The sequence below is a fragment of the Kluyvera ascorbata genome, assembly GCF_023195735.1.
Lineage (GTDB): Bacteria > Pseudomonadota > Gammaproteobacteria > Enterobacterales > Enterobacteriaceae > Kluyvera > Kluyvera ascorbata.
The window spans coordinates 967,894-992,375 of sequence record NZ_CP096201.1 but is presented as its reverse complement, the minus strand read 5'-3'; the positions used below and the strand labels follow the sequence as shown (position 1 = coordinate 992,375).

Below are 24,482 nucleotides of genomic sequence, written 5' to 3'. Positions count from 1 at the left end.
TTAGCGCCCCTCAGTGGCGATCAGCTGTCGCTTGGTTAACTGGTCGTAGATCATCACCGTCAGCAAGCCTTCGGCAATGGCGATAGGAACCTGAGTCAGGCAGAAGATCCCCATAAATTTCAGGCTCGATCCCACAAAGCCCGCCTGCGGATCCGGGAAGGCCACGCCCAACTGGAGAGAGGTGACAAAGTAGGTCGCCAGGTCCGCCAGCATGGCGCACAGGAACACCGACACATCGCGGCGGAACCCGGCCTTACAGGCCATCTTCCACACCAGATAGCCGACGATTGGCCCAATTACCGCCATCGACATGCCGTTAGCGCCAAGCGTCGTCAGGCCACCGTGAGCCAGCAGCAGCGCCTGGAACAGCAGCACGATAGCGCCGAGAATAGCCACCACGCCCGGCCCAAACAGGATAACCGCCAGCCCCACGCCGGTCGGGTGCGAGCAGCTCCCGGTGACGGACGGGATTTTCAGCGCCGAGAGCACGAAAATAAACGCCCCGCACAGCGCCAGCAGCACCTTCTGGTTACTGTCTTCCTGCACGATGCGGCGCAGGCGAACCAGCCCGTACCACAGGCACGGCAGAAACAGCAGCCACCAGGCCAGCGCCCACATCGGCGGCAGGAAGCCTTCCATAATATGCATCGCAAAGGCCTCTTGCGGCACCACCAGCAGCAGTATCGCCGCCGCTAATCCACTGAGCGATAACCGCTTCAGCTGTTGTTCCAGTTTCATTTTCCTTGCTCCCACTGTTTATTGACCAAAATGGTCGAAAAATAAGGTAATGGCAGGCCATCATCGACATCGCCTAAATGCCGCCAGCACTGCTCACCTGGCAGCGTCGCCTCGGCCATCAACAGCGCGTTATCCAGCAGTCCTGCCTTTGCCAGCAGCGCTTTGATGCGCGGAAAACGACCATAGACTTTCATCAGCACCAGGCTGTCGTGCTGCGCCAGCGCGCGTTCAATCTCGTCTTCCGGCGCGGTGCAGGCGACCACCGCCAGCGACTGCTGCTCCATCGCCAGCGGCGTTTTGCTGCGCGCGGCAATGGCGGCGAACGAGGTCACGCCGGGCACAATCTCCAGCCACTCAGGGCTGCCGATGCGCTGGAGTAAAAAGACCCAGGTGCTGAACAGCATCGCATCGCCGAGGGTGATAAAGCCGACGTTTTTCCCGGCTTCCACTTCGCGCACCAGCGCCGCCGAAACGTCATCCCAGACGGCCTCTTTTTCGGCGCTGTCGGCGCTCATCGGGAAGTGGCAGCAGCGTACTTCGGTCTGTTCGCCGAGGTATTCGCGCACGATAGAGAGCGCCAGGCTGTCGCCGCCTTTGCGCCCTGCCGGGGCGTAAAGAATATCCAGCGATCCCAGAATGCGCGCCGCACGAACGGTAATCAGGTCAGACGCGCCCGGCCCGGTGCTCAGGGCATACAGTTTGCCGCTCATGCTGCCTCCAGAGACTGCTGTAAATGCGCAACAAACATGGCGCGCACCACCGGATTTTCGCCCAGCCCGCACAGCCACGGCGTGGCCGGAATGCCCGCCGCGTTAAACAGCGTCTTCCACGAGTCGTCTTCGTCGGAGGCCATATCGTTGATGGCGTGGTCGCCCGCCACCAGCATCAACGGCATCAGGTGTACGGCGCTGACGCCCTCTTTGCTCATGCTCTCAATCAGCACCTCCACCTCCGGGTAGCTCTCCACCGCGCCGACCCGCGCCGGGAAGCGCTGGGCGGTCATCATATGGTCGAGGCAGGCGTAGGCGGCAAAGGCGTGGTGGCTCGCGCCGTGGCCCATAAACACTACCTTTTCGTTGGCGTTCAGCGCGGGCATTTGTTGAGTGAGCGCCTCCATCAGACGCACGTAGTCATCGTGGCCGCTCAGCAGCGGCGTGCCGAGGGTCAGGCGTTTGAATAGCGGGCGCAGGCTCTGCACTTCGCGGGCAATTTTCTCGTACTCGTCACCGTTGATGATGTGCAGCGACTGAACCGCCACATCGTCATAGCCGAGGTCAGCAAGCTTTTGCAGCGCCTCAAGCGGCGTATCGGTTTCAATGCCGTCGCGGGCTTTCAGCTTGCGGATAATCATGCCCGAGGTAAAGGCGCGGAACAGGTCACGATCGGGGCAGCTAGCTGCCAGTTCGCGTTCACAGGCGACAATATTCTTCTCGCAGGTATCGTGGTAGCTGGTACCGAAGCTCACCACCAATAGGGCTTTTTTCATGCTTGATTCCTTTTGTCGTCGGCCAACCAGCGCGCTAAGCGCTCGGCAAAGGCGGACTGACTTTCCAGTAGTTCGTCGCCGGACACCAGCGGTGCCGGACGGGTAATCACGATGCAGGGAAGTCCGGCGTCCAGGCAGGGCTGAACCTTCTCCTGATAGCCGCCTTCCGCGCCGGAGGCTTTAGTCACCACCACGTCGGCGCGGCAGTGACGGTAAAACGCGGCGTTAAATTCCGCGCTGAACGGCGCGCAGAGGGCAAAAATCTCGCCCACGCCAAAGCCGAGGTCGGCGCACTGCTGCACCACGTTCGGCACCGGCAGCACGCGGGCCAGCAGCGTTTTTTCCGGCAGCCCGGCGCGCCACCGCGCCAGATCTTTGCTGCCGGTGGTCAGCAGCACGCGCTGGCCTAAAGGTTTGATCCGTTCACAGGCTTCATCAATGCCGGTGACGTAGTGCAGCAGCGGGTGCGTCAGTTCATCCAGTTGGTCCGGGCGCTGGTAGCGGCTCAGCAGGACACCCGCTTGCGAACAGGCGTCCAGCACGTTGCGGCTGACCGCTTCGGCATACGGGTGCGACGCATCAATCACCCAGCGCGTGTTGTGTTCACGAAGCCAGGCGACCATCTCCTCCCGCTCCAGACGACCGCAGCGCACCTGCCCCTGAATATCGCCCGCTAGCGCTTCGCCGGTGGGCGTCGCCACCGATACGGTGTAGTGCACCTGTGCGGCATCAAGCTGTAGGCAAAGCGCACGCGCATCGCTGGTGCCGCCCACCACCAGCACGTCACCGAAACTCACAGCACGTAGCCTCTAGGCGTGATCATCAGGCCATCCTGCACATAGGTGGTTTTGTTGCCGACGATGACCAGGCTCGTCATATCCACCGGTTCAAAGTCCATCGCGCCGAGCGTAGTGAGCCATTTTTCCTGCTTTTTACGCCCCGCTGATTTCACTACGCCCACCGGCGTATCGGCGCTTTTAACGGCGGAAAGCAGTTCAAAGGCGCGCGCCAGATGCCCTTCGCGGCCCCGGCTGCGCGGGTTGTAGAAGCAGATAACGAAGTCGGCTTCCCCGGCGGCGACAATACGTTTTTCAATCACCGGCCACGGGGTGAGCAGGTCGCTCAGGCTGATATGGCAGAAGTCGTGCATCAGCGGCGCGCCCAGCAGCGAGGCCGCAGCAATGCTGGCGGTCATGCCCGGGATCAGGCGCACTTCCACGTCCAGCTTCTGTTTGCTAACCAGCTCCAGCACCAGCCCCGCCATGCCGTAAATGCCCGCATCGCCGCTGCTAATCAGCGCCACGTTGTGCCCCGCCTGCGCCAGCTCAATCGCCGCCTGACAGCGTTCAATCTCTTTGCACATCCCGGTTTTGATCACCTGCTTATCGCCGGTAAAGGCCTTCACCAGGTGGGTATAGGTTTTGTAGCCGACGACGATTTCCGCCGCCTGCAGCGCCTCAACGGCTTCCATGGTCATCATGGCCTGCGAGCCAGGGCCGATTCCAATTACGCTTAACATCTGTCAGTGACTCCCAAAGTGATGGTGACGCCCTGTTCACGCAGGGTCTCGCCTAGTAGATTTCCGTTGCTCATCCGCCACGCCGACGGACCAGAAACGCTGCCCACGCCGACCGTTTGCTTCACAAACAGCGAGGAGGGAAAACGGTGTTCGTGTTCGCACAGGGCGGCCACGCTAAAAATTTCAAACGGCACATCGAGGTTGCTGGCGAGTTGAATCAGCCCCAGTTCATCCTGCTTCACCACGATGCTGCCGATGGCTTTCAGCGCCAGCGGGTCGAGGTGATGCGCGGCAAACTGACGATGGAGCAGTTCGCTTATCAGCACGCAGGGCGTTCCGCGGCGACAACCGATGCCCGCCACAATGCGCCGTGGCACCAGCTTCCAGTGCGGCAATGGCAGCTCCGGCAGCGTATCGCGCAGGGTGATACACACCAGCGCGTCCAGTGGTGGGAGCGCGTTCAGATCGGTTACGGTGATAAATCCGCGTCGGTCACAGCGGCTGACTTCATCCGTTAGCGACTCGTCCCACCACAGCCCCACCCGCTGCTGGCTGACCAGCATCTGATTGACGGTTTTCACCGCCGAGCGGAAGTCGTGCATCCGCGCGTTGAGCTGACAGGCCAGCGTATCGAGCGCCGCCACGTCGTTAACGTCTGTGGCGGTAGTGATAACCGGGTCAACGCCGAGAATGCCCGCCAGATGCCGGGCGAGGTTGTTCGCCCCGCCGATATGCCCGGAGAGCAGGCTGATCACGTGCTGGCCGCGTTCATCTATCACCACCACCGCCGGGTCGTGGAATTTATCCACCAGCAGCGGTGCGAGCGTGCGCACCGCAATCCCGGTTGCACCGATAAAAATCAGCGCCGTCTCGCGGTGAAACGCCTGGCCGACGCTGGCAGAAAAGCCACCGTCAAACGGCAGAAATCCCGGCTCCACCAGCCCTTCGCGGGTATAGCAGGTCATCGGCAGTGCGGCGCTAAGCCGTTTTGCCAACGCCACGCCGCCGGGGGTCAGACAGAACAGCGCAATGCGCTCAGGCCTTGCGGTATTCATGGCTAAAATCTGCGGCGTAAAGGCGCGAGTAGTGGTATTCCTCGCCGAGAAAATCCCCGACCAGGATCAGCGCCGTTTTACGGATATCGGCGTCGCGCACTTTATCGGCGATATCCAAAAGCGTGCCGCGTACGGTCTGGCTCTCGGGCCAGGTGGCTTTGTAAATCACCGCCACCGGCGTGGTCGCCGGGTAGCCGCCGTCAATCAGCCGCTCGGCGACTTTGTTGATCCGCTGTACGGAGAGGTAAATCGCCATTGAGGTGCGATGCTGGGCAAAGGATTCCAGCTGTTCGCGCTCTGGCACCGGCGTACGCCCTTCCAGGCGAGTGATGATGAGGCTCTGCGAGACTTCCGGTACCGTGTACTCGACGCCTAGCTCCGCCGCCGCGCCGAGAAACGCGCTGACGCCCGGCACCACCTGCCAGTCAATGCCGCGACGGGTCAGTTCTTCGCCCTGCTCGCGCACCGAGCCGTACAGCGACACGTCGCCGGTTTGCAGGCGCACCACCGTTTTTCCAGCCTTTACGCCCGCTTCCATCAGGTCGAGGATTTGCTCAAGATGCAGCTCGGCGCTGTCGTGGCACTCGGCTTCCGCCGGGCAGTAGCTCAGCAGTTCGGGGTTAATCAGCGAACCGGCGTAAATCACCACCTGCGCCTGTTGCAGCAGGCGGTAGCCTTTCAGGGTGATAAGCTCGCGGTCGCCGGGACCGGCGCCCACAAACCAGACGCTGCGGGGGTCAAAGGCTTCAGCCATGATGTTCTTCCTTCTGGCAGGCGATAACAAAAACGGGATTATTCGGTTTGAAGTAGTGGCCGCTGCCGAGCGCGGTCATTGCGGAAACGCTCAATTGCTGGCAGTCCAGCGTCGTGACGTTGGTCTGGCGCAGATGCTCCAGCGCCTCATGCAGGTTCTCCTGCAAAATAAAGGTCATCACCAGCCGTCCGCCGGGGCGAAGATGGTGCAACGACCAGTCAATCAGCGCCCGCAGATGGCCGCCGCTGCCGCCCATAAAGATGGCGTCGGCGGGCTCAACGCTAACGTCAGGCGCTTCGGCTGCGACCACGTTGATATTGCCGCAGGCAAAGCGCTGGCAGTTTTCCGCCAGCAGGCGTAGCGCCGCCGGGTTGCGCTCAACGGCGGTAACGGCAAGCGTCGGGTTTTGCAGCGCCGCCTCAATGGAGACGCTGCCGGTTCCGGCCCCGATATCAATCAGGTGGCTGGCCCGATGCAGCTCCAGCTTCGACAGCGCCAGCGCGCGCACCGCCTCTTTGGTCATCGGCACTTTTTCGCCGCGTAAAAACAGCTCATCTTTCATCGAGGATCACCACCGTGTTCATCTCATAGTCGCTCTCCACGGCGCTAACCGGCAGCCAGTGGATGCGTTCGTTGTCCTGCGCCAGATTTTCGCCAATCACCATCCAGCGGTGTCCCTTACCGCGCGCCACCAGTTCGGCGGCGATGGCTTTCGGGCCGCAGCGTTTGTCTGTGACCATCGCCGCCTTGCGGTGGCTCGCCAGCATGTCGAAATCCACCTCGCGCCCGTGGCTGCTGGTCAGCCACATGTCGTTCATATCAATGCCCGCCTGCGCGCACAGGTATTGCACGGCGCTGACGCCGGGGATCACCCGCACGTTTTCACGGCCAAAATGGGCGATAAGCCGCGTGCCGATGCCGTAGAACAGCGGGTCGCCGGAGGCCAGCACCACCACGTTTTGTGCCTGTCGCGCCTCAATCCACGCCAGCACCTGGGGAATATTGGCGCCCAGCGGGCAGCGTTCACCGCCAAACTCAGGAAACTGCGCCAGATGGCGTACGCCGCCGACCAGCGCATCGGCTTGTTTCACTGCCTCCACGGCCAGCGGCGTCATCAGCTGTACGCCCGCCGGGCCCATTCCGACAACGGTTAACATTGCATGTCCTTGACGATCTCGTTGACCGGGCGGTTGCTGCCGAGGATCTGGTTATCAAAGGCGAACATGATGGCATCGCAGATGGGCGGATTTTGCGTGAAGCGCAGCCGCTCCAGCACGCGCTGGCAGATGCGCTCGGCCAGGTGGTTGTAGATTTTCTGGAAGCCGTAAGCGTCAATATGTTCCATTGCCGCTTCGGTGGTGTCGCACTCGCTCACCAGAGTGAGCAGTTCAAGGGGCGCGCCGAGCAGAGCCAGATGGGCTACCAGCGTCTCCATGCGCCCGTCGGCGATATGGCTGTGGGTGTGGAAAATCCCGGCGGCGATTTTGACTAGCTTGCCGGGGTGGCCAATCAGCACAATCTGGCGAAAGCCAAGGCGCACCGACTCTTCAATCATGTAGCCGACGAAGTTGCTCATGGTGACCACCACCTGCGAGTCAATGCCCATCTGCTCGCGTACGAAGCGCTCTCCGTGGTTGCCCGGTACCAGCACCACGCGCTCCAACCCGGCGGCACGTTTCATCTCCAGTTCCAACGCCAGCGATCGTTTCCAGCTCTCTTCCGACATCGGCGTCACGATGCCGGTGGTGCCAATAATCGAAATGCCGCCCAGAATGCCCAGCCGCGCGTTATAGGTTTTCTTCGCTCGCTCTTCGCCCTCTGGGGCAAAAATCTCCACCTCTGCGCCGCGCGCCGGGCCGATGGCTTCACGAACGGCGGTTTCAATGGTGTGTCGCGGGGTACGATTAATCGCCGCGCTGCCGATGGGCAGCCCGATGCCTTTGCGGGTAACGGTGCCAACACCTTCGCCGCCGCGCAGGGTAATCTCGCCGCTGTCATTGACGGTGACGCGAGCAAAAATCAGCATCCCGTGGGTGGCGTCGATATCATCGCCGCCGTCTTTGCGGATGGCGGCAATACCCTGCTGGCCTTCGACGTGCGGGGATTCGACATTCAGGTTTAGCGTCACGCCCGACGGCGTGACAATCGAGACCTGGTGAATCAGGTGCTGGCGCATCACCATCAGCGCGGCGACTTTCGCCGCCGCCGTGGCGCTGGAGCCGGTGGTGTAGCCTTTGCGCAGCGCTTTGCCGTTATGCCACACCGGAGCGTCGAAGGCGGGTTCGCTCATCGCGCCCCCTGCAGATGGTAGAGAATGGCGTTGACGATCGCCGCCGCGACGTTGCTGCCGCCTTTACGCCCCAACGCGGCAATGCCCGGCAGGCTGCTTTTGCTCAGCGCCTCTTTGGATTCTGCCGCGCCCACGAACCCGACCGGCACGCCAATCACCCCGCCGACCTCCAGCGCTTTATGCTCCATCAGGCGGAACAGCGCGGTTGGCGCATTGCCGAAGACAAACACTTTGTCGCCCTCTTCTTTGGCGGCAATGTCCACCGCCGCCATCGAGCGGGTAATGCCCTGCGCTTTAGCCTCGCGCACCACGCGCGGGTCGCTGATGTAGCAGCGGCACTCGCCGCCGAAGGTGGCCAGCAGGTTTTTGTTGATGCCGGAAAGCGCCATGGTGGTGTCGGTGTAGAGCGTGCACGGGCGGCTTAGCGCCTCACACAGGCGGGTTAATGCATCCGGCGAGAACCACAAAATATCCAGCCACTCGAAGTCGGCGGTGGTATGGATTACCCGTTTGATAATCGCTTCGTGCAGTGGGCTTGCGAAGCGATACTCCGGGCGCGTTTGCGCGATAATCTCGCTGATAATCTCGAAGCTTTTGCTCTCAATCGCTTGCGGTTGCTGGATATAGTTCATGCAGTGCTCCTCAGGACGCGCCGATAAGCCAGAACCTGACCGCCATAAACAGCAGCAGGGCCAGCGTTGACGCGACCCACATCAGTCGAATCGTTCGGGAAATATCATCAATGGCAATCGGGCGATGCTCGTCGCCAATCCACGGCTTGTTCACCCGCTCGCCAAAATAGTCGTTAGGGCCGCCAAGACGGATGCCCAGCGCGCCGGCGACGGTCGCTTCAGACCAGGCGCAGTTGGGGCTGCTGTGGTTTTTACGGTCGCGCCAGCCGATACGCAGCGCGCGCGCGCCGTTATCGCGGCAGATAAAGGCGGCAAGGCCAATCAGCAGCCAGCTCAGACGAGCGGGAATGAAGTTCGCCACGTCGTCGAGACGTGCGCTGACCATGCCAATTGCCCGGTATTTTTCGTGCTTGTAGCCCACCATCGAGTCGAGGGTGTTCACCGCTTTGTAGGCCATCGCCAGCGGCGCACCGCCGAGCAACAGGAAGAAGAGCGGCGCGATAATGCCGTCGACGGTGTTTTCCGCCACCGTCTCTACCACCGCGCGGTTGATTTGTTCCGGCTGTAGCTGTGAGGTATCGCGCCCGACAATCCACGATAGCTTGATACGGCTTTCGGCAAGGTCGCCTGCCCGCAGCGGACGTTCGACCGCCTGCGCCGACTGCGCCAGGCAGCGCCCGGCCAGCACCGTGAAAATCATCCACACTTCAACGCCAAAACCTAGCCACGGGTGTACGCTCGCGGCGAGGTGCAACACGCCCCAGGCAACGGCGTAAGTCAGCCCCACGACCGCCAGCCACATCACCCCGCCGCCAATACGCAGCGCAAGGTCGGAATGGCACACTCTGCGCACCGCGCGCTGCACGGCGTTAATCAGGTTGCCTATCCAGCGCACCGGATGCGGCCAGCTGTGCGGGTCGCCGATGATGAAATCAAGCACCCAGGCCAGGCACCAGGCCAGCAGCGTCATTGGGCGCTCCTTGCGGCGGCAAACCAGTGGTTCAGCATCGACGGGTTCTGAGCAAAGTGGAGGTGCAGGTAGCTGGCAAAGGTATTCCCGCGCTGCCAGCCACCGGTCCACTGCTGGAGCACCGCGCCGTCGCGGGTTTTACGACACGCCATCACTGCGGGGAGCTGGGCGGTAAAATCGGAGTAGTGGAATTCGTGGCCGCGCAGCACTTCGCCGGGGGAAGCGAGCAACGTTGGCTGCTGCGCCTGCGCTTCGCAGTAGCCAAAGCGGGTCAGTCGGGAGCCCATTTTGCTGTGGCCGGGCAGAATATCGGCCATCGCGTAGGTATCACCGTTCTTATCTTCCAGCGTGGTGCCAAGGTACATCAGGCCGCCGCATTCGGCGTAAATCGCCACGCCGCGTTCGTGCGCCGCGCGTAGCTGCGTCAGCATTGACTGGTTATCTGCGAGAGCACGGGCGTGCAGTTCCGGGTAACCGCCGCCGAGCCAGATCATCTGGCAGTCGGGGAGCGCCTCGTCATGCAGCGGGCTAAAGCGCACAATCTTCACGCCAGCGCGCACCAGCAGTGCCAGATTGTCCGGGTAGTAGAAGTTGAAGGCTTCATCATCGGCGAGCGCCAGGGTCAACCCGTCTCCGCAAAGCGGTTCCTGCGGCCACTGACCGGCGGGCAGCGCATGAAGTTCAGTGAGTTCCAGTAACCTGCCGATATCCAGCGTGCGCGAAAGCGTTGCCGCAAAATCCTGCCACGGTTGCTTATCAATCGCGGATTCACTGGCGGTCACCAGCCCCAGATGGCGTTCGGGCAGCGCCACGCCTTCCGCGCGCGGCACGTAGCCCAGCACAGGCAGCGCGCAGTAGCATTCAATGGCGCTTTTCAGTAGCTGGAAATGGCTCTCGCTGTTGACGCGGTTAACGATAACGCCCGCGATATTGAGGCTCGGGTCGAAGTGCTGAAAGCCCATTACCGTGGCGGCAATGGAGGTGGATACCGCTTTACCGTCTACCAGCAAAATCACCGGGCAGCCTAGCTGTTTGGCCATCGCGGCGCTGCTGCAATAGTTAGGGTCGGTGCCGTAGCCGTCATAGAGGCCCATCACGCCTTCAATGACGGCGATATCGGCCTGCTGCATATGTTCGCTGAACAGCGCATTGAGGATGGCGGTGGGTAGCATGAATGCATCGAGGTTGCGGGAGGCAACGCCGCACAGCGCGGTATGCCAGCCGGTATCGAGGTAGTCCGGCCCCACTTTATAGGGCTGCACCCGCAGGCCGCGCTGCTGAAGCAGCGTCAGCAGGCCGAGCGTTACCGTGGTTTTACCACAGCCGCTACCGGTGCCGGCGAGAACGAATGCATGCTGTCTGGCTGCCATACCCTGACCCTATTCAGGGTGGAACTTGGGTATAGCCGTGCGTACGCCCAGTCCGGAGACTGTGCGACTCAAAGCAACCCGCTTCCCACCGAAGCTGTTGAAATAAATCAACAGGCAGGTCTTCTGGCTCAGCGTCATCCTCACCCGGCCTTCCCGATCGGTCGATCAGTGGTCAATACGGGGTCGTCAGCATTACAGCAGCGGGGGCTGCGGAGGATTTACACCTCCTTCCCTGGCATATTATCGATGCCAAACCTGTTGATTGCAGATTTATGCCGACACGATGGCCCACATAAAATAAAAGCAGGTTACTCTAGCGCCCCGGTAAAATGATTTCGTTGCGCTGTGACAATACCGGTATATTTATTTACGGTAGTGATATTTTGAAACACAAGGCAAGGGAAATCATGAGCGTTGCGCGCTGTCCAGGCTCCTGCGGAGAGCTGATTCAGGGCTGGATTCTAGGCAGTGAAAAGCTGGTCTCCTGCCCAATAGACTGGTACAGCACGGTGGAAGTCCGTCGGGGAACGCCGCGCCTTGATGAGCGCCCGCTTACGCGCCGCATGGTGGATACGCTGCTGGCTCACTGGGATTATCCCCTCGCGATGAGCAAGACGCTGCGCATTGAAGTGGACTCGACGCTGCCGATCGCCAAAGGGATGGCAAGCAGCACCGCCGACCTTGCCGCCACGGCGCTCGCCACCGCAATGCATTTGGGGCATTCACTGAGTGAATCTGAACTCGCCGCGCTTTGTGTCTCCCTTGAGCCAACGGACAGCACCCTGTTCCGCTCGCTAACGCTGTTCGACCACCTTCATGCCCGCACGCAGATTGCCTGTGCGCCCGCACCTGAGTTTGATCTGCTGGTGCTGGAAAGCCCGCGCGTTCTGCGAACCGCCGACTACCATCGCCAGCCCCGCGAAGCCGCGCTCAGGACTCACGCCAGCACGCTGGCGCAAGCATGGGAAAACCTACAGACGGCCTGCGAAAGCAACAGCGCTAGCCTGCTGGGAGAAGCCGCGACGCTCAGCGCCGTCGCCAGCCAGACGCTGCTGCCAAAGCCGGGCTTTGACACGCTGCTGACGCTGGTTGAAAGCTGTGGGTTATACGGTCTGAACGTCGCGCACAGCGGCAGCGTGGTCGGGCTGATGCTCGACCGGCGTCGTCATGATGTGGAGTATGTGAAATGGTCGCTGGCGCAATGCGGGCTCTCCGAACGCTGGCCGCAGCAGCACCTGCTAAAAGCGGTGACCGGCGGGGTTCAGCCCAGCACCTGATGCAGCGCGTCCAGCAACTGCTGATTTTCCGCCGCGCCGCGAATCGCCACGCGGAAATAGCGCTCGTCCAGCCCCGGATAATTGGCACAGCTGCGGATTAAAATCCGCCGTTGCAGCAGCGCATATTGCAACTCAATCTCCACGCGTTCACAGCGCAGAAACAGATAGTTAGCCCTGCCCGGATAGACCTTCAACCCCGGCATATTCTCCAGCGCGCGATAAAACCGTGTCACTTCCTCATCAAGCCATCGCCATGTGCGCTGCTGATACTCATGGTCGTTCAGCACGATTTCCCCGGCCAGCGCTGCAAAAGCGTTGATAGACCACGGCATCTGATGCCTTCTCAGCCGCGCCACCGCCTGCGCGTCGCCGTTGAGCAAATACCCCAGACGCAAACCGGGAATAGCGTAAAACTTGGTCAGCGAGCGCAGCACCCAGATATGTGGGTTTTGCGCGAGCAGCGGAATAAACCCCTGTTCACCAGGAATAAAATCGAGGAAGGCTTCGTCGAGGATAAGCTGAATATTCAGCGTGTTGCAGCGTTCGGCCACCGCCAGCAGCAGCGCACGTTCCGGCAGCAGCCCGGTCGGGTTGTTTGGCGTGCAGAGAAACAGGCAGTCCAGCTCAGGGGTTAGCGCATCAAGCAGGCGGGAGGTGAGCTGCCAGCCGTCCGCTTCGCGAAGTGCAAAGGTTGCAATCTCGCAATCGATGGTTTCCAGCGCCCGGCGATATTCGGCAAAGCCCGGAGCCACCACCATCGCCCGCTTAGGCTTCAGGCCGTGGACGAGAGTGAAAATCGACTCAGTTTCACCGTTACCCGCCAGGCACCACGCCGCAGGCACGCCGTGATGCGCCGCCAGCGCCTGATGCAGCTGCTGGTAGTCAACGTCAGGGTAGCGCTCCGCGCAGGAGAGCTGGGCAACAATAGCCTGCTTCAGGGTATCGGGCATGCCCAACGGATTGATGTTCGCACTGAAGTCCAGCAGTTGGTCGGCGGTCAGGCCCATCAGCGCCGCCGCTTCGCGCGTGTTGCCGCCGTGGGCGCTTTTCAGCCGTGACATCGCCGATTACCCGCGCCGCGCCAGCGTCGCGCCGTCGGCAAAGTAGGCTTTGATCCCGGCGAGAATAGATTCAGCCACTTCCTGCTGGAAAGTCGCAGTCTTGAGCTTGCGCTCCTCTTCAACGTTACTGATAAACGCCGTTTCGACTAGGATCGACGGAATATCCGGTGCTTTCAGCACCGCAAATCCGGCCTGCTCCACCTGGTTTTTATGCAGGTCGTTCACCTGCCCCAGCTTTTTCAACACCGCTTTACCAAACTTCAGGCTGTCAGCGATGGTCAGCGACTGCACCATATCGAACATGGTGTGGTCGACGTAGCGGTCGCCGCTCTTGCTCACACCACCGATTAAGTCCGAGGCGTTCTGGGTTTGAGCGAGGTATTTTGCCGCGGTACTGGTGGCCCCTTTGGTCGACAGGGCAAACACCGATGAGCCGCTCGGCTGGCGGCTGGTAAACGCATCCGCATGAATAGAGACAAACAGGTCGGCGCGCTGCTTCTGGGCTTTCGCCACGCGCACCTTCAGCGGAATAAAGATATCTTCGTTGCGCGTCATGTAGGCTTTCATGTTGCCTTCTTTTTCAATCAGCGCGCGCAGGCGACGGGCAATTTGCAGTACCACGTCTTTCTCCCGCGTTTTGTATTTACCCACCGCGCCGGAGTCTTCGCCGCCGTGGCCGGGGTCAAGCATGATAACAATTGGACGGTCGCGCCCGGCTTTGCCAGGCTGCGGGCCGCTTTGCGACGGCGGTACCTGCTTTTCCAGGTCGCCTTTGTTGTAGTCTTCCAGCAGCGCCAGCAGCGGGTCCTGCTGCTCTTTACTGCTGGCAGGATAGAGATCCATCACCAGACGTTCTTTAAACTCTGCCACCGGTGCAAGGGCAAACAGCTGCGGCTTCACGTCCTGCTTCAGCTCAAACACCATACGCACCGTTTGCGGATCGAACTGCCCTACGCGCGCAGATTTAATGAAAGGGTCGTCGCTGCGGATCTGCGCGCCCATGCCTTTCAGCACCGAGTTCAGGTTCACCCCCTCGAGGTCAACCACCAGGCGATCAGGATTGCTCAACGCAAACTGTCGATACTTGAGCTCACGGCTGGACTCCACCGTCACGCGCGTGTAGCTGGACGCAGGCCATATGCGCACCGCCACCACCTGACTGACGGCAGCTAACCCGACCTGACTCACGCTTAACAACCACATGGCGCCGGCACCTTGTAGCAGGCGACGACGGCTCAAAGACTGACTTCCCGACATGCTCCATCCCAGGCAAAAAAGTAACCCAACTTATACTCTATGGATTTCGAGTGGCAGGAAGGCGGCAAGTGCGCGAATCCCGATGAGCTTACTTTAGTAAGTGATTCGGGTGAGTAAACGCAGCCAACGCACCTGCTACTTGAAAGACGACGAGTATACGCATAATACGATTGACCGGAAACTGTAACTAAAGCCGCATAAACTGTCATCTATAAAAGGGTAAACATTCGTTGAATCAGTGAAATTTGGCCGGAGTTTTTCCAATGTTTAAGCAAATTGTGGCTTGCGTTTCCGATAAAAACAGAATAAAAATACACTAATTACGAATAATCATGCATTGAGGGTTGTGCCGTGGTGAAGGAACGTAGAACCGAACTGGTAGAGGGGTTTCGCCATACCGTCCCCTATATTAACGCCCACCGGGGGAAGACGTTTGTCATCATGCTTGGCGGCGAAGCCATTGAGCATGAAAACTTTTCCAGCATCGTCAACGATATTGGCCTGCTGCACAGTCTAGGCATTCGCCTGGTGTTGGTCTATGGCGCGCGCCCGCAAATCGACGCGAATCTGGCCGAGCATCACCATGAGCCAACCTACCACAAACATATTCGCGTGACGGATACGAAAACCCTGGAGCTGGTGAAGCAAGCCGCGGGCCTGCTGCAGCTGGATATTACCGCCCGCCTGTCGATGAGCCTGAATAACACCCCGCTGCAGGGCGCGCACATCAACGTGGTCAGCGGTAACTTTATTATCGCTCAGCCGCTGGGCGTCGACGACGGTATCGACTACTGCCATAGCGGACGTATTCGCCGTATTGATGAAGAAGCCATTCACCGCCAGCTCGACAGCGGCGCTATCGTGCTGATGGGCCCGGTCGCCGTTTCTGTTACCGGTGAGAGCTTTAACCTGACTTCGGAAGAGATTGCTACCCAGCTCGCCATTAAGCTGAAGGCCGAGAAGATGATCGGCTTCTGCTCCTCGCAGGGCGTGTTTAACGAAGCGGGTGACATTATCTCCGAACTGTTCCCGAACGAAGCACAGGCACGCATTGAAGAGCTGGAAAAAGAAGGCGACTACCTTTCCGGCACCGCGCGTTTCCTGCGCGGCGCGGTAAAAGCCTGCCGCAGCGGCGTACGTCGCTGCCACCTTATCAGCTATCAGGAAGACGGTACGCTGTTACAGGAGCTGTTCTCCCGCGACGGTATCGGTACGCAGATTGTCATGGAAAGCTCCGAGCAAATTCGCCGGGCAACCATCAACGATATTGGCGGCATTCTGGACCTGATCGCACCGCTGGAGCAGCAGGGTATTCTAGTGCGCCGCTCCCGCGAACAGCTGGAGATGGAGATCGATAAATTCACGATTATTCAGCGTGATAACACCACGATCGCCTGTGCCGCACTTTATCCTTTCCCGGAAGAGAAAATTGGTGAGATGGCCTGCGTGGCGGTACATCCAGATTACCGAAGTTCTTCACGCGGAGAAGTGCTGCTACAGCGGATTGCCTCCCAGGCGAAGCAGATGGGGCTTAACCATCTGTTCGTGCTGACGACGCGCAGCATTCACTGGTTCCAGGAGCGCGGGTTTAAGCCGGTGGACGTGGAGCTGCTGCCGGAGAGTAAGAAGCAGCTGTATAACTATCAGCGCCGGTCGAAGGTGCTGATGACGGATTTGGTGTAAGCGATATATTACGTAGCCCGGGCGAAGCGCTTGCGCTGACCCCGGGGTCGCTGAACGCTCGCCCGCGCTACACGAGGCACCGTGCTAACCTATTCCATCTCTGCAAAAATCGCCGATAGGCCGCTGCGTCGTTCAGTGCGCGTGGCAATCGCCTGCGCGAGCAGGTTTTTATCGGCGTACATCGACAGCCGCACTTTTGCGCGAGTTATCGCCGTATAGACCAGCTCACGGCTCACCACCGGGACAATCTGCGTCGGCAGCACCAGCGCGGCGTGGGTGAACTCGGAGCCCTGTGATTTATGCACCGTCATTGCCCACGCGGTATCGTGCTCGGGCAAACGGCTTGGCTGCACAGATTTAATCGTGCCATCCGGCATCGGGAACCAAACGCGCATCCCCTCTCCGCGATCCAGCGCCACGCCGATATCGCCGTTAAACAGCCCCAGCGCGCTGTCGTTTCGCGCAATCATCACCGGGCGGCCTTCATACCAGCGGGAGTGGCGCTGCGGCACAATCTGTCGGTGGCGCGTAAGCAACTGTTCAAACTGCTGATTAAGCCCACTGACGCCCCACGGCCCTTCGCGCAGCGCGCACAGCAGTTGATATTCACCAAACGCCGCCAGCACAACTTCAGGGTCAGCCCGATCACGTAAAAGTTGGAGATAATGGCCATAGCCCACTCGCGCGTCGTCGAGCATCGCGGCGTAGTCGTCCGTCGAGTGCTGCGGCTTCAGTTCAATATCGCTAAAACCGCGGGCAAATACGGCGTCGATCTCTTTTTTATCCCCCCGGTTCACCGCGCTGGCAAGCTGGCCGATACCGGAGTCGCTACCAAAACGGTAGCTGGTACGCAGCAGACAAAGGCTGTCGCGTAGGGCTCCTGCGGTTTGACCGTCACCGGCGGGAACCGTGGCACCCGCCAGGCGGCTTAACTGTGCCGCGCGCTCTGCGGTGTAGCCTGCGTTCACCCAGCTACAGATATCGCCAAGCACCGCACCGGCTTCTACCGAAGCAAGCTGGTCGCGGTCGCCAAGGAAGATAACCCGCCCGTGCGGCGGCAGGGCGTCAATCAGCCGCGCCATCATCGGCAGGTCAATCATTGAGGCTTCATCCACCACTAGCACATCCAGATGCAGCGGGTTTCCAGCATGGTAGCGCATTTTCTGGCTGCCCGGCTGCGCGCCGAGCAGGCGGTGCAGCGTGCTGGCATCGGTGGGCAGCATGGCTTTTTGCGCGTCGCTTAAATCGAGTTTTCGCAGCGCCGCGCCCAGCGATTCAGTGAGACGCGCTGCGGCTTTACCGGTTGGCGCAGCCAGACGAATACGGCATTTATCCGTCCCCGCCATCTGCACCAGCGCCGCCAGTAGTTTCGCAACGGTGGTGGTTTTCCCGGTGCCGGGGCCGCCGGAGATAACCGAAATACGGCGAGTCAGCGCCACGGCGGCAGCCACTTTCTGCCAGTCGATCGTATCGCTTACCGGGAACAGCGCGTTGAGCGTCGCAGCAAGCTGGGCTTCATCGACAACAAATGGCGCGTTGTTTTCGCTAAAGAAGCGCGCCACGGTGAGTTCGTTGCGCCACATGCGGTTGAGATACAGTCTGCCACGGCTCAGGATCAGCGGCGACGGGCGTTCCCCACCGCTGACGGCGTCTGAGCTTAGCAATAACGTTTCCCACTCCTGCGGCGCGTTCGCTTCGGCAAACAGCTGCTGCCAGAACTCGCGAGCGCGGCCTTTCGGCTGCATAGATGGGCTGAGATGGGAGAGCGGCAAACAGACGTGCCCTTCCCCGGTATCGCGGCTCAGCATCGCGGCGGCCAGCATGACGGCAGGATGCTCATCTTTCGCCACCATCAGCGCAAACTGCACGTCGAGCGGGCGCAGCAGCTTCAGTTCGGCCGCTTCCAGTAAACGTTGTTCGAGCGTCATACGTTGCTCTCCTCGCCGGCAAACAGCGCGTCCATTGCCATAATCAGCGCGGGGTCGGGCCGGGTGGCAAATATTCCCTGCTGCCCCGCTTCGCCGTCCACGCCGCGCAGGAACAGATAAATCACGCCGCCGAAATGGCGTTCATAGTCATAGTCGGCAATGCGGTGACGTAAATAACGATGCAGCGCCAGGCTGTAGAGCTGATACTGCAAATCATAGCGGTGTGACTGCATTGCCTCCGCCATCGCCTCCTGGGTATAGGCCTCGCCGCTCTCGCCGAGCCAGTTGGACTTGTAATCCAGTAGGTAATAGCGTCCGTCGTGGCGGAACACGAGGTCGATAAAGCCCTTCAGCATGCCGCGCACCTGGCGGAAATCGAGCTCCGGACAGCCCGCCGACAGCGGATCATAGCGACGGGTCACGGCGTCCAGCGCGCGCGCGTCCAGCGTCTGGGAAATCGGCAGATAAAACTCCATCTCCACCTGCTTTTGTCGCGCGCTAAGCTGGTTAAGCGCAACGCCGGTATCCCCCAGCGGCGCGGCCAGCACCTGGGTAATCCAGCGGGTCAGCACCGGTTCCCAGACTTCATCAAAGCCGTTGTTTTGCAGCTTTTCACGCATCCACTCGGGTGAGATAGGCTGGGTGAAGTCGAGGTCTTCAAACAGGCTGTGCAGGAATGTCCCCGGCGACGCGCCGCGGGGGAAGTGGTGCGGCGTCATCTCCGGCTCAACTGGAGCGTCCGCGATGCCCGAGGCGTCAATATCGATACGCGGTAGTAGGTCCTGCGCCACGCTGTGTCCGCGCTGCTGTAGGCCGGAGTAGCTGGTGACCCGCCAGTCATCAACCACGCGGCGCAACACCTGACGCGCCGCCAGCTCCGGCATCTCGGGTTGCGTCGCCTGCCAGCGAGCGTCGTCCGGCGCGGTGGCCAGCGTTAAGGATATATGTTCGTCGCGCAGCGCGTGGAGGCAGGCGTTCAGGCCAGCGGCATCCAGCACTTCGCCTTTTTGCAGCAGCCTGCCCGGCGCGCTGTGGTGTAATTCGGTATCGGTCGGTTTATCGCTGCGCCGTGCCGTCAGCGGGGCAATGCCCAGGCTGCAATGCCAGATGGCGCGCGTTAAGGCCACATACAGCAGACGCAGGTCTTCCGCCAGGCGTTCCGCTTCCGCGAGCTCCAGGCTCTCGTCGCTTTCGTTGAGGTCCAGCACCGCCTTGAAGGATTCACGGTCGTGGTAGAACGCCTGTTTCTCTTTACGGAACCGGGCGATAAACGGCAGCCAGACCAGCGGGTACTCCAGCCCTTTCGATTTGTGGATAGTGACTATTTGCACCAGGTGCTTATCGCTCTCCAGGCGCATTTGCTGGCTGGACGCGTTGGTATCTGGCTCAGCGACCTGCTGATTGAGCCAGCGCACCAGCGCATGCTCGCTTTCAAGCTGAGTCGCCGCTTCCTGAAGCAGTTCGCTCAGATGCAGAATATCGGTTAACCGCCGCTCGCCACCGTGGGTCGCCAGCAGGTTTTCCGCCATTGAACGTGCGCTCATCAGGGCGCGAATCATCGGCATCACGCCGCGTCGCTGCCAGATAAGCCGGTAGTCGCTGAACTCCTCCACCAGCGCATCCCAGGCGTTCTCATCCTGGTTGAGGCGTTCAATGTCCTGCGCATTCAGGCCAAACATCGCCGTTGCCAGCGCGCTGCGCAGCGTGTTTTCCCGTTCAGGCGTTAACACGGCCTGAAGCACCCACAGCAGCTCTTGCGCTTCCGGGGTTTCAAACACGCTGTCGCGGTTGGAGAGGTAGACCGATGGGATCGCCAGCGCGTTGAGCGCATCGCGAATCAGTGACGCTTCCTGACGGTTACGCACCAGCACGGTAATGTCCGATGCTTGCACCGGGCGGGCGTTATCGCCACGCCACAGCAGCGCGGTACCCTGTTGTCCGGCCGTCAGCCAGTCGCGAATTTGCGCCGCGCACTGCTGGGCCATAAAGGTTTGATAATCTCCCGCGCTAACGCCTTCACCAGGCATCAGCCACAGGTTCATGGCCGGCTGATTCTCACCGTCAACTTCAAAGCGCAGCGAGGCGTTTTTGGGCGCTGATTTCACCGGCAGGAACGGAATATCGCGGAACATAAAGGGATTATCAACCAGCCCGAACAGGCGGTTGACGCTTTCGACCATGCCCGGCGCGGAACGCCAGTTGGTGTCGAGAGTGTAGTGGGCGGCCACGTCGCTGCGCGCGCGCATATAGGTAAAGATATCCGCGCCGCGGAAAGCGTAAATCGCCTGCTTCGGGTCACCGATAAGCAGCAGCGCGGTATCAGGCTGCTGCCGCCAGATGCGGCGGAAAATGCGGTACTGCTGTGGATCGGTATCCTGGAATTCATCGATCATCGCCACCGGAAAACGCTGGCGAATAGCGGCGGCCAGCGCGTCACCGCTGTCGCTCTCTAACGCTTCATCGAGACGGCTTAGCATATCGTCAAAGCCCAGCTCACCGCGTCGGCGCTTCTCACGGGCGACCGCTTCACGGATCTCTTTCATCGCCTGGGCGATCACCAGATCGTTCAACGTCAGCGGCGAGGCCAGCAGATGTTCAATCGCGCTGAACAGCGGATGGGCCGGCACTTCACCACCCGCTTTGGTGCGGTCGGCAAGAAATGGCTGGCTGAATTTCTCCAGCGCATCAGGCAACTGGTAGTTTTTGGTCTCTTCCTGGGCCCAAACGCTGATCTTTTCGATCCACTTTCCCTGGTTGCCGCGGTTGAATTTGCGTCTGTCGATCCCGGAGTTTTCCAGCAGTGAGTCCAGCTCGCCCACGCTCGCCAGCCATTGCTGTTTAATGTCGTTTATCTGCGTGAGGATCTGCTGGTGTCGCGACGCCAGCGTTTCGGCCTCGCCGAGCGGTACTTTAAGCTCCGGCGCTTCGCCATGGAGGTAGCGATCGATAGATTTGAGCAGGTCTTGCGGCCCTTTCCACGATTCGACTATCACCTGTGCAATCTCGCGATTGAGCGGGTAGCAGTGACGACGCCAGAAGTCGGCGCAGGCCTGGTAACGCAGTTGGGATTCGTCTTCAATCAGCTGCTGTTCAAACAGCATGCCGGACTCAAAGGCGTTCAGGCTCAACATCCGCTGGCAGAAACCGTGAATGGTAAAGACGGCGGCATCGTCCATCTGACGCTCCGCCAGCAGCAGCACGTTGGCGGCCTGTTGAAGGTCGTCAATTTCCGCCAGCAGGCTGGCATAGAGCGGGTTGTCGGTGGCGTTACGCAGGCAGGCGACGCGCAGCTCGTGAATGTTGCTACGAATACGTCCGCGAAGCTCTTCGGTGGCGGCTTCGGTGAAGGTCACCACCAGCAGCTCTTCGACGTTAACGGGTCGAGGATAGGCGGCCTCGCCGCCCAGCCCCAGCAACAGCCGCAGGTAGAGTGCGGCTATGGTGAAGGTTTTTCCAGTGCCCGCAGAGGCTTCAATCAGGCGCTCACCAATCAGGGGCAAGCGCAGGGGATCAAGGGACTCGGCGGTTCCGGTCATTCGTTCTCTCTTCGTATAGGTAAGGTTTGCTGCAGCTCAGTTATGCTCTGCCATACTTTCCAGCCCTCAGGATGCGCGTAGTCCGTTTTGCCATTCTGGCTACCGGAGACCTGAGACAGCACCGTCATACCCTGCGGGTCAACAACCGTCTGGTGGAAGAAGTCGGCCAGCTTTTGCGGCGTCAGCAGCTTAATCTGGGCGACTACTTTATCACGTGAATCAAAGGCCATATTACCGCGATCGAAATCTTTGCTCAGCTGCGAGGCTTCATCGCTCAACGTTTGCGGCGCTTGCAGCATGTCGGCTATGACTGCCTGTTGGATCTGGGCAAACTCTTCTGGCTTCATCGCGCGCAGCTTCTGTTCTGCGGTCGGGAAGAAAGCCTTGAAGCGTTCCCAAAGGAAGGACGGCTGTTTTTCGTTACTTTGCAGCAGGAACCCCATGCCCCACTGGCGACCCACGTTCATCGAGAAGGCAAAGACGGCGTAGCCTAACTGCTCTTCGGTGCGCAGTTGGGTGTAGAACCACGGCTGGACGATTTGTGCCAGCATGGCGCTTGCCGCTGAGCTTGAGAACTCATCGACGTTTGGCGGCGCGAACACTGCCGCCAGCGCGGAATCGGTGCTGGCGCCCGCTTTCTCAAAGATGACGTTTTGCTGTTTATCCACCAGCACATCTTTGTTGCGACACCACTCGCTGCCGTTGGCCCCAAGCTGGGTCTGAACGCTGCGCGCAAGCGTCGTAGACTGCTCGGCGCTCAGGTTGCCAATGACCATAAACTCCGGTCGCGCCCCGGTTTTCAGACGGTCGCGGTAGTCCATCACCTCTTTGAGCGTAATGGAAGGCAGTAGCGCTTTACGATCTTCACGCTGGAAATAAGGCACCTGCGACAGCATCTGCACCGGCATAATCGCCTGTTCGTACGCTTTGCCTTTATCAGCGGAATCCATCATTTGCAGGTACCAGGATTTCGCCTGTTCCAGCTGCTCTTCGGTTGGCGTGTAGCTGAAGTAGCCCTGCAGCAGTGCATCAAACAGCTGCGGCAGACGTTGAGTGTAACCGTTGGCGTTAAGCATCAGGCCATTGTTCGCACCGGTAGAGAAGCTAATCCCGCCGACGGCGGCCTGGTTACTTAACTGATCAAGCGCAATGCCGGCCAGGTAATCATTCAGCGCAAACATCACCTGATTACGGGCGCTATCCATCGCTTTGGGGTTACGCAGAATCAGCGTGATATCGGCCTTAGGTTCGCTGGCAAAGTAGCGGCTCGGCATATAGACCAGACGCAGGTTTTGCTCATCAACAATCAGCTCCGGATGGGTGTACTTTTTCTCGCTTTTAATCAGCGTGAAGTCGTCCGGTATATACGGGTTAAGCTGCGGCAGATTCAGCGCAATGCCGCTGGCGTCCTTCTGCCATTTGGCAAAAGTATCGGCGCTAATTTTATCAACCTGGTAAGGCGCATCCACAAAGTAGGCCACTTTGTTGTGCGGCTCTTTCGGGCTGATATACCAGATACGGGCGTTTTGCGGCGTCATCATCGCCAGACGATCTTTGACCGCCTGCGCGTCGTAGCGGTCGGCAATGTTCACCGCGTCCAGCGTATGCGCTACCGGCACGCGAATCATGGTATCCGCCAGCCACTCTACGTAACCCATATCGCGGGTGATGGACGGGTAACGGAAATCGAGGTTCAGCACGTGCGCCAGCTCGTCAAAGTAGCTTTTATCTACGCCTTTCTGACGCAGCGTATCGAGATAGCTAAAGATGGCAGCGACCACTTCATCGCGGTGGGCCAGCCCTTTATCGGTTAAGGTGGCAGAAATCGCCAGCACGCCGCTGTTGCCGTTGACGACCGGGTCAGAGTCCGCGCGAATGCCTTCCACCAGCCCCTGCTTTTGCAGCCAGTCGGATAAGGTGCCCGGCGTGCGGTTACCAATCAGGTAGGTAATCAGTTCGTCGGTTTTGCTACGGAACTGCGCGGAGTTGTTATCAATACGGAACTCAACGCGCAGCACCTTACGCGGCAGCGCGGGAACGTAATGAATGATGACTCCTTTCTGTGCGTCAGTGACCACCGGGACGGTAATTTCCGGGCGCTCGATGGATTTATCCGGGACGCGACCATAGGTTTGGGCGGCAATCTGCGCCAGTTCAGGCAGCGGTTTGTTACTGTAAATCACCGCCTTCATCAGGTTAGCGGAATAATACTTGTTGCGAAACGCCAGCAGCGCTTCATACACCGGGCTATTGGGTTTGTCGCTCAGCGTTTCGAGGTTACCGCCGGAGAAACGTGCGCCGGGGTGCGCCGGGTTGATGGTTTCTGCACTCACCTGCGCCATACGCATACCGTCACGAGTACGCGCCATAGTCAACTCAGCGTTGACGGCGTTACGCTCGCGGTCGGCGTATTTTTTTTCCAGCAGCGGCGCGGCAATCGCGTCGGCCAGGCGGTCGACCGCCCCCTGCAAGGCATTGTTTTCGACTTCCAGATAGAACGCGGTGCGATACGGCGCGGTACTGGCATTGTGGCTGCCGCCGTGCATTTTTAAGAATTCGGCGAGGCTGTCAGGCTGCGGGTAGTTTTTCGAGCCCATCAGCGTCATGTGTTCGAGGAAGTGCGCAAGGCCCGGATGGGAGTCGGGGTCTTCCAGCGAGCCGACGGGCACCACCAGCGCCGACAGCGATTTCACCGCCTGCGGGTCTGAAACCAGCAGGACGACCATCTTATTGTCGAGCGTAATCGCTTGATACTGACGGGTGTCTTTTTCGCTTTTGCGGATGGTTTCCTGAATCGGTTGCCATCCGGTGTCTGCCTGACCTACGGTCGCCCAAAAGGCGGTGACGAAAACAACAATACTCAACCAGATACTGCGGGGCATTCACGGACCTCACCATTAACAGATACTTCAAAAATCAGCATGCT

Annotated in this window: 20 protein-coding genes and 1 riboswitch; of the genes, 2 read left to right on the top strand and 18 right to left on the bottom strand. The window is 60.0% G+C overall.

The genetic code is table 11. The features are described 5' to 3' along the window. The 13 genes from cbiM to MY052_RS04700 are packed head-to-tail and all read right to left on the bottom strand — an operon-like array spanning window position 1 to window position 10,814. Entirely contained in the window at window positions 1-738 is a 738-nt protein-coding gene (gene cbiM, locus MY052_RS04760) for a cobalt ECF transporter S component CbiM (protein ID WP_035895321.1), read from the bottom strand. Next, window positions 735-1,448, bottom strand: coding sequence for a cobalt-factor II C(20)-methyltransferase (locus MY052_RS04755; RefSeq protein ID WP_202217261.1), 714 nt, complete (start codon window positions 1,446-1,448; stop codon window positions 735-737). The genes cbiM and MY052_RS04755 overlap by 4 nt, the downstream gene beginning before the upstream one ends. Further along, the gene (cbiK, locus tag MY052_RS04750) at window positions 1,445-2,224 is read right to left on the bottom strand and encodes a sirohydrochlorin cobaltochelatase (RefSeq protein ID WP_248538297.1); all 780 of its coding nucleotides are present in this window, start codon (window positions 2,222-2,224) and stop codon (window positions 1,445-1,447) included. Before cbiK ends, MY052_RS04755 begins: the two co-directional genes overlap by 4 nt. Next, on the bottom strand, window positions 2,221-3,021 hold the full coding sequence (locus MY052_RS04745; RefSeq protein ID WP_248538296.1) for a cobalt-precorrin-6A reductase: 801 nt from the start codon (window positions 3,019-3,021) through the stop codon (window positions 2,221-2,223). The genes cbiK and MY052_RS04745 overlap by 4 nt, the downstream gene beginning before the upstream one ends. Continuing rightward, the gene (locus MY052_RS04740; protein ID WP_123650626.1) at window positions 3,018-3,743 is read right to left on the bottom strand and encodes a precorrin-3B C(17)-methyltransferase; all 726 of its coding nucleotides are present in this window, start codon (window positions 3,741-3,743) and stop codon (window positions 3,018-3,020) included. Before MY052_RS04740 ends, MY052_RS04745 begins: the two co-directional genes overlap by 4 nt. Beyond that, entirely contained in the window at window positions 3,737-4,798 is a 1,062-nt protein-coding gene (gene cbiG / locus MY052_RS04735) for a cobalt-precorrin 5A hydrolase (protein WP_248538295.1), read from the bottom strand. Before cbiG ends, MY052_RS04740 begins: the two co-directional genes overlap by 7 nt. Next, window positions 4,779-5,552 (bottom strand): cobalt-precorrin-4 methyltransferase, encoded by a 774-nt coding sequence (locus MY052_RS04730; RefSeq protein ID WP_035895333.1) that lies wholly within the window; start codon window positions 5,550-5,552, stop codon window positions 4,779-4,781. The genes cbiG and MY052_RS04730 overlap by 20 nt, the downstream gene beginning before the upstream one ends. Then, complete coding sequence (locus MY052_RS04725; RefSeq protein WP_202217256.1) at window positions 5,545-6,114, bottom strand: decarboxylating cobalt-precorrin-6B (C(15))-methyltransferase; 570 nt, start codon at window positions 6,112-6,114, stop codon at window positions 5,545-5,547. The genes MY052_RS04730 and MY052_RS04725 overlap by 8 nt, the downstream gene beginning before the upstream one ends. Continuing rightward, entirely contained in the window at window positions 6,104-6,709 is a 606-nt protein-coding gene (locus MY052_RS04720) for a cobalt-precorrin-7 (C(5))-methyltransferase (protein WP_248538294.1), read from the bottom strand. Before MY052_RS04720 ends, MY052_RS04725 begins: the two co-directional genes overlap by 11 nt. Next, a complete protein-coding gene (gene cbiD, locus MY052_RS04715) occupies window positions 6,703-7,842 on the bottom strand; it encodes a cobalt-precorrin-5B (C(1))-methyltransferase CbiD (RefSeq protein ID WP_248538293.1) in 1,140 nt (379 codons plus the stop codon). The genes MY052_RS04720 and cbiD overlap by 7 nt, the downstream gene beginning before the upstream one ends. Then, window positions 7,839-8,474 (bottom strand): cobalt-precorrin-8 methylmutase, encoded by a 636-nt coding sequence (locus MY052_RS04710; protein WP_123650632.1) that lies wholly within the window; start codon window positions 8,472-8,474, stop codon window positions 7,839-7,841. Before MY052_RS04710 ends, cbiD begins: the two co-directional genes overlap by 4 nt. A gap of 10 nt (window positions 8,475-8,484) precedes the next feature. Further along, the gene (cbiB, locus tag MY052_RS04705) at window positions 8,485-9,444 is read right to left on the bottom strand and encodes an adenosylcobinamide-phosphate synthase CbiB (protein ID WP_248538292.1); all 960 of its coding nucleotides are present in this window, start codon (window positions 9,442-9,444) and stop codon (window positions 8,485-8,487) included. Then, window positions 9,441-10,814, bottom strand: a complete 1,374-nt coding sequence (locus MY052_RS04700; protein ID WP_248538291.1) for a cobyrinic acid a,c-diamide synthase CobB — start codon at window positions 10,812-10,814, stop codon at window positions 9,441-9,443. The genes cbiB and MY052_RS04700 overlap by 4 nt, the downstream gene beginning before the upstream one ends. 96 nt (window positions 10,815-10,910) lie before the next feature. Further along, window positions 10,911-11,088: riboswitch (cobalamin riboswitch) on the bottom strand. Window positions 11,089-11,221: 133 nt separating this feature from the next. Between MY052_RS04700 and MY052_RS04695 the strand changes: the two genes are divergently transcribed. Beyond that, entirely contained in the window at window positions 11,222-12,091 is an 870-nt protein-coding gene (locus MY052_RS04695; protein ID WP_248538290.1) for a GHMP family kinase ATP-binding protein, read from the top strand. On the opposite strand, the gene cobD is transcribed toward MY052_RS04695, so the two are convergent. Together cobD and amiC are read right to left on the bottom strand one after the other, a co-directional pair. Further along, window positions 12,076-13,152, bottom strand: a complete 1,077-nt coding sequence (gene cobD / locus MY052_RS04690) for a threonine-phosphate decarboxylase CobD (RefSeq protein WP_248538289.1) — start codon at window positions 13,150-13,152, stop codon at window positions 12,076-12,078. The two genes, MY052_RS04695 and cobD, sit on opposite strands and share 16 nt — an antisense overlap. A gap of 6 nt (window positions 13,153-13,158) precedes the next feature. Then, the gene (gene amiC, locus MY052_RS04685) at window positions 13,159-14,409 is read right to left on the bottom strand and encodes an N-acetylmuramoyl-L-alanine amidase AmiC (protein ID WP_035895349.1); all 1,251 of its coding nucleotides are present in this window, start codon (window positions 14,407-14,409) and stop codon (window positions 13,159-13,161) included. Window positions 14,410-14,760: 351 nt separating this feature from the next. Here amiC and argA point away from each other — a divergent pair, with 351 nt between their 5' ends. After that, window positions 14,761-16,092 carry an amino-acid N-acetyltransferase gene (gene argA / locus MY052_RS04680; RefSeq protein ID WP_035895350.1) on the top strand — a complete coding sequence of 444 codons (1,332 nt, stop codon included), beginning with the start codon at window positions 14,761-14,763 and terminating at the stop codon, window positions 16,090-16,092. An 89-nt stretch (window positions 16,093-16,181) separates the two neighbouring features. Here the strand turns inward: argA and recD are convergent, their stop codons facing one another. The 3 genes from recD to ptrA are packed head-to-tail and all read right to left on the bottom strand — an operon-like array spanning window position 16,182 to window position 24,438. Then, entirely contained in the window at window positions 16,182-18,020 is a 1,839-nt protein-coding gene (recD, locus tag MY052_RS04675) for an exodeoxyribonuclease V subunit alpha (protein ID WP_248538288.1), read from the bottom strand. Beyond that, complete coding sequence (gene recB / locus MY052_RS04670; RefSeq protein ID WP_248538287.1) at window positions 18,017-21,556, bottom strand: exodeoxyribonuclease V subunit beta; 3,540 nt, start codon at window positions 21,554-21,556, stop codon at window positions 18,017-18,019. Before recB ends, recD begins: the two co-directional genes overlap by 4 nt. Then, complete coding sequence (ptrA, locus tag MY052_RS04665) at window positions 21,553-24,438, bottom strand: pitrilysin (protein WP_248538286.1); 2,886 nt, start codon at window positions 24,436-24,438, stop codon at window positions 21,553-21,555. Before ptrA ends, recB begins: the two co-directional genes overlap by 4 nt. Window positions 24,439-24,482 lie beyond the last annotated feature (44 nt).